This is a genomic window from Nonomuraea longispora, assembly GCF_004348345.1.
GTDB classification, from domain to species: Bacteria; Actinomycetota; Actinomycetes; order Streptosporangiales; family Streptosporangiaceae; genus Nonomuraea; species Nonomuraea longispora.
Map to the genome: position 1 here is coordinate 1 of NZ_SMJZ01000318.1, position 6,392 is coordinate 6,392.

The window sequence follows — 6,392 nt, forward strand, 5'->3', positions numbered from 1 at the left end:
GCCCCGCAGTCGCCCCGCACCGGACGTCCCCCGGAGGGCGCCCCAGTTCTCAGCGGTGTCCGGACCGGCCACGCGGTCGGACGGCACCACCTGGATCGCGCCGCGGGTGAGGAACCAGACCGGCGCCGGCCCGTCGGGGACCGCCGGAGCCCGCACGCCGTCCGGCAGTAGGCACACGATGCCCGCCACACCACCGCCAGCGGAGGCGGAAGAGCCGGATATGTCGGGCAGCACCGGGCAGCCGCCGGAAGAGCCGGCGGGCAGCACCACGGTGTCCGCGCCGTGAGCGGCGAGCCCGGCCGCCAGAGCCTGCGCCGGGGCGGCGTCGTCCGCCACCACCAGCCACGTGCCCGACAGCGACGGCGAGGGCAGGTCGGTGATGGGACGCCAGCCGAGCTGGTAGCGCACGTCTCCATGGCGCGCGCCGTCCTGCCCGCCACCCGGGCCGCGCAGCCGGGCGAGCGCGGGCAGCAGGTCGGCGACCGTGGAGCCGCTCTCCAGGCCGAGCACCGCCAGCAGGCCGTCGAGGTCGTCGCGGCCGACGGCGTCCCAGAGCCCCTGGTCGGGCCGTACGTCCTCCTCCTGGCGAGGCGGGTCCGGCCAGTACCGCTGACGCTGGAAGGGGTAGGTGGGCAGCGCCACGGCCTGTCCCGAGCCGACCACGGCCGCCCAGTCGACGCCCACCCCGTTCGTGTACGCGTGGGCCAGGGCCTCGATGAGCGTGCCGGACTCGCCCCGGTCGCGGCGCAGCGCGGGAGCGACGACCCCGGTCCAGCCGTCCAGGCAGTCCTTCACCATGGCGGACAGCACCGCGTCGGGGCCGAGCTCGATGAAGGTGGACACGCCCTGGTCGCGCAGGGTCCGTACGCCGTCGCAGAAGCGCACGGCCTGCCGCAGGTGGCGGGCCCAGTACTCGGGCGAGGTCAGCTCCTCCACGGTGGCGAGCTCGCCGGTGACGTTGGAGACGACGGGGATCTCGGGCGGCCGGAAGTCCAACCCGCGGGCGACGTTCACGAACTCCTCGATCGCCGGCTCCATCAGCGGCGAGTGGAAGGCGTGACTGACGGTCAGCCGCCTGGTCCTGCAGCCGCGCGAGGCGAGCTGCTCGGCCAGCTCCAGCACGCTCGCCTCGTCGCCGGACAACACCAGCGACGAGGGGCCGTTGACGGAGGCGATGCCGACGCGCTCCTCGTGCCCGGCCAGCAGCGGCAGCACGTCCTCCTCGGTCGCGCCGCGCACCGAGACCATGGCGCCGCCGGGCGGCAGCGCCTGCATGAGGCCGCCCCTCGCGGCCACGAGCGTGACCGCGTCGTCCAGCGACAACACGCCGGCGACGTGCGCGGCGGCGATCTCACCGATCGAGTGGCCGGCCAGGAAGTCGGGTCGTACGCCCCACGCCTCCAGGCAGCGGAACAGGGCCACCTCGACGGCGAACAGGGCGGCCTGGGTGTACCGGGTCTGGGCGAGCAGATCGGCGTCGCCGGTGACGACCTCGTGCAGGGGCCGGTCGAGGTGCCGGTCGAGGTGCCGGTCGAAGCGGGCGCAGACCTCGTCGAAGGCCGCGGCGTACTCGGGGCAGGCCGCGTACAGCTCCTCCCCCATGCCCGGCCGCTGGCTGCCCTGACCGGTGAACAGGTACGCCGTGCGCCCCCGGGCGGCCGAACCGGTGATCACGTTGTCGGCGGGGGTGCCCGCGAGCGCGGCCTCCAGCCCGGCGGCGAGCTCGTCGCGGGTGGCCCCCAGGACGACCGCACGCCGCTTGAACGAGGCCCGCGTCGTGGCCAGCGACCAGGCGACGTCCGTGGCCCGCTGGCCGGCGCCCACGTGGTCGCGGAGCCTGCGGGCCTGCGCCTTCAGCGCCTCCGCGCTCTTGGCCGACAACACCCACGGGATGACCGGGCGCGTGGCCTCCACGGGCGGCGCGGGCCTGTCCTGCTCCGTGGGCTGCTCGATGATGACGTGGGCGTTGGTGCCGCTGATGCCGAACGACGAGATGCCGGCGCGGCGCGGCCTGCCCGTCTCCGGCCACGGGATGGACTCGGTGAGCACCTTGACCGCGCCCGCGTCCCATGCGACGTGGGTGGTGGGCTCGTCCACGTGCAGCGTCCGCGGCAGCACGCCGTGCCGCATGGCCATCACCATCTTGATGATGCCGGCGACGCCGGCGGCAGCCTGTGTGTGGCCGAGGTTCGACTTCACCGAGCCGAGCCAGAGCGGCCGGTCCTCGGGCCGGTCCTGGCCGTACGTGGCGACGACGGCCTGCGCCTCGATCGGGTCGCCCAGCGTGGTGCCGGTGCCGTGGCCCTCGACGGCGTCCACGTCGGCGGTGGTCAGCCGCGCGTCGGCCAGCGCCTCCTCGATGAGCCGCTGCTGCGAGGGGCCGTTGGGGGCGGTCAGCCCGTAGCTGGCGCCGTCCTGGTTGATCGCGGTGCCGCGCACAACGGCCAGGATCGGGTGGCCGTTGCGCTGGGCGTCGGAGAGCCGCTCGACCAGCAGCAGGCCCACGCCCTCCGCCCAGCCGGTGCCGTCGGCGCCCGACGCGAACGACTTGCAGCGGCCGTCGGGGGCGAGGCCGCGCTGGCGGCTGAAGTCGACGAACACGCTCGGGGTGGAGAGCACGGTGACGCCGCCGGCCAGGGCGAGCGAGCACTCGCCGCGCCGCAGCGCCTGGATCGCCATGTGCAGGGCCACCAGCGACGAGGAGCAGGCCGTGTCGATGGTGACCGACGGGCCCTCGAACCCGAACGTGTACGACACGCGCCCGGAGGCGACGCCCGCCGAGATGCCGGTGCCGACCAGGCCCTCCAGGTCGCTCGTGGGGTTCTGCAGGTGGAAGCCGTAGTCGTGGTACATCAGGCCGACGTACACGCCGGTCCTGCTGCCGCGCAGCGTGCCGGGGTCGATGCCGGCGTTCTCCATCGCCTCCCACGAGCCCTCCAGCAGCAGGCGCTGCTGCGGGTCCATGGCCACGGCCTCGCGCGGCGAGATGCTGAAGAACGCCGGGTCGAACGTGGTGGCGTCGTAGACGAAGCCTCCCTCGCGGGTGTAAGTGGTGCCGGGGTGCTCCGGGTCGGGGTGGTAGAGCTCGTCCAGGTTCCAGTTGCGGTCGGCGGGGAACATCGACATCGCGTCGCCGCCCTCGGCCACCAGGTTCCACAATCCCTCGGGGTCGGTGACGCCGCCGGGCAGCCGGCAGCTCATGCCGACGATGACGATCGGCTCTTCCTCGCCGGACTGCGTCCTGGCCGAGACGGCCGACCTGGGGCCGTCGAGCAGCCGGGTCCGCAGATATTCGACCAGGCCGGCGGGTGTCGGGTAGTCGAAGACGAGGGTGGCGGGCAGCCGCAGGCCGGTGGCCGCGTTCATGCGGTTGCGGAACTCGACGGCTGTCAGCGAGTCGAACCCGGCCTCGTTGAAGGGGCGGTCCTGCTCGACGGCGCTGGGGTCGCGGTAGCCGAGCACGGTGGCCACCTGACCGAGCACGAGGTCGAGCAGCACCCTCGCGTGCTCGGACTCCGGCATGCGGGCCAGGCGCTCGCGCAGCTCCGACGCGGCGGCCGGGTCGTTGCCGACCACCCGCCGCTTCGACGTGGGGACCAGCTCCTGCAGGATCGTCGGCAGCGCCCCGAACTGGGCGGCCATCCGCAGCGCCGCGAACTCCAGCCGGATCGGAACCAGCGCCGCCCGGTCGGCCGCGCAGGCCGCGTCCAGCAGGGCGAGCCCGTCGGCGGTGGTCAACGGCGCGACGCCGGTGCGGGCCAGCCGCGCCCTGTCGGTCTCGCTGAGCCTGCCGGTGAGCCCGCTGTCCTGCTCCCACAGGCCCCACGCCAGCGACAGCGCGGGCAGGCCGAGCCGCCTGCGCCGCTCGGCGAGCGCGTCGACGAACGCGTTGGCGGCCGCGTAGTTGCCCTGGCCCGGCCCGCCGAAGACGCCGGCCGCCGAGGAGAACAGCACGAACGCGGTCAGCGGCAGGTCTTCGGTCAGCTCGTGCAGGTTCAGCACGGCATCGGCCTTGGCCCGCAGCACGGTGTCGATCCGCTCCGGCGTCAACGCGGACAGGACGCCGTCGTCCAGGGCGCCGGCGGTGTGCACGACGCCGGTCAGCGGATGCTCGGCGGGGACGCCGGCCAGCACGTCCGCCAGGGCCTGCCGGTCGGCGGCGTCGCAGGAGGTGACGGTGACGTCGGCGCCGAGCGCGGTCAGCTCGGACATCAGCTCGGCCGCGCCTTCCGCGGCGGGGCCGCGGCGGCTGATCAGCAGCAGATGGCGGATGCCGTGCTCGCTCACCAGGTGGCGGGCGACGATCCCGCCGAGGGTGCCGGTGCCGCCGGTGACCAGTACGGTCCCATCGGGGTCCCACGAGGCGGCGACGGGCCGCCCTTCCTCGGGTTCACCGGTGCGCTGCCGGGACAGCCGGGGCACCAGGGCCTCGCCCTCGGCGAGCGCGACCTGGGGTTCGCCGGACGCGACGGCGGCCGGGACGGCCTGCCACGATGCGTCGGTGCCGTCGACGTCGAGCAGGACGAAACGGCCGGGGTTCTCCGACTGCGCCGAGCGGATCAGCCCCCACACCGCGGCGGCCGGCAGGTCGCCTCCGTCGGCCATGCCACCCTGGGTGACGACGACCAGGGGCACGTCGGCGTACCGTTCCTGGGCGAGCCACGACTGGGCGGCGGCCAGCACCTCGCTGGTCGCGCTGCGAGCTCCCGCCGCCGGATCGGCTCCGGGGCCGGGGGCGCACACCAGGAACGCCAGGTGCGGCGTGACGCCGTCCGGGTCGAGGGCGCTCACCTGCGCTCCCGCCGATTCGAGCGCGGCCGTGAGCCGGGTGTCGCCCCCGCCGGCGATCGCGTACCGCGCGCCGTCGTGCCCGGCGCCCGGCCCGGAGGCCGGGCCTGCGGGCACCCAGTCGAGGGCGAACAGGGCGTCGCGCAGCGGGTCGGCGGCCGCCTTGAGGTCGGCCGCGGCCATGGCGCGGACGACCAGCGAGTCCACGGAGGCGACGGGCGCGCCGGTGGCGTCGGCGACCTCGATCCGCACCGCGTTCGCGCCCTCGGGCGCGAGCCGGACCCGCAGCGTGGCGGCGCCGGTGGCGGCCAGGCGCACGCCGGTCCAGGCGAACGGCAGCACGGGCCCGCCGGTGGCCTGGGCGGGGAAGAAGTCGCCCACGGCGAGCGGCTGCAGCGCCGCGTCGAGCAGCGCCGGGTGCAGCCCGAAGCCGCCGGTCTCGGTGCCTTCCGGCAGGGCGACCTCGGCGAACAGCTCCCGGTCGCGCCGCCAGACGGCCTGTACGCCGCGGAAGGCGGGACCGTAGTCGACGCCGATGCCCGACAGCAGCTCGTACACGCCGTCGGCGCCGACGGCGGTCGCTCCGGCGGGCGGCCACGACGTCTCGGCGAAGGCGGCCGTACCGGTGTCCTTGGCGAGGAAGCCGGTGGCGTGCCGGGTCCACGGCTCGTCGTCGAGCCGGGAGTGGATGGTCAGCACCCGCCGCCCGTCCTCGTCGGACGCGCCCACGGCCACCTGCACCTGGACGCCGCCACGCTCGGGCAGGACCAGCGGGGCCTGCAGGGTCAGCTCCTCCAGCAGGTCGCAGCCGGCCTCGTCGCCGGCCCTGACGGCCAGCTCCACGAATGCGGTGCCGGGCAGCAGCACCTGCCCGTTGACCAGGTGGTCGGCCAGCCACGGGTGGGTCTTCAGCGACAGCCGGCCGGTGAGCAGCACGCCCTCGCCGTCGGCCAGCGACACGGTGGCCGCCAGCAGCGGGTGCCCGGCCTGGCCCATGCCGAGCTGGCTGAGGTCGGCGTTCGCCTGGATGCTCTTCGGCCAGTACGGCTCGCGCTCGAAGGCGTAGGTGGGCAGGTCGACCCGGCGGGGACGGGCGGGGGCGTAGGCCTGCTCCCAGTCGACCGCCACGCCGCGTACCCACAGCTCCGCCGCGCTCGCCCACAACCGGCGCAGGCCGCCGTCGTCGCGGCGCAACGTGCCGACCGACACCGCCTCGCCACCCGACTCCTCCAACGTCTCACGTGTGCCGATCTGCAGCACCGGATGGGCGCTGGCCTCCACGAAGAACCGATGCCCCGACTCCGCCAGGGCACTGACCGCCGACGCGAACCACACGGTCTGCCGCAGGTTCTCATACCAGTACGCGCCGTCGGCCTCCATCCCGGACAACCAATCCCGCCGAACCGTGGAATACCAGGCCACCCGGGCCTCACGAGGAGCGACCGGAGCCAGCAACCCGGCCAGCTCGTCCTGAACAGACTCCACATGCGCCGAATGCGAGGCATAATCCACCTCGATCCGCTTGGCCCGCACCCCCTGCCCTTCGCAGTGCGCCAGCAGCTCATCGATGGCGTCCACATCACCCGACACCACCGTCGAAGCAG

Annotated in this window: 1 protein-coding gene; it reads right to left on the reverse strand. The window is 74.7% G+C overall.

Annotated elements, in window-relative coordinates; genetic code table 11:
• Window positions 1-6,381, reverse strand: a 6,381-nt coding sequence (locus tag E1267_RS41905) for an SDR family NAD(P)-dependent oxidoreductase (protein ID WP_342774957.1), incomplete at its 3' end; no start/stop codon positions are given.
• Window positions 6,382-6,392: the final 11 nt, after the last annotated feature.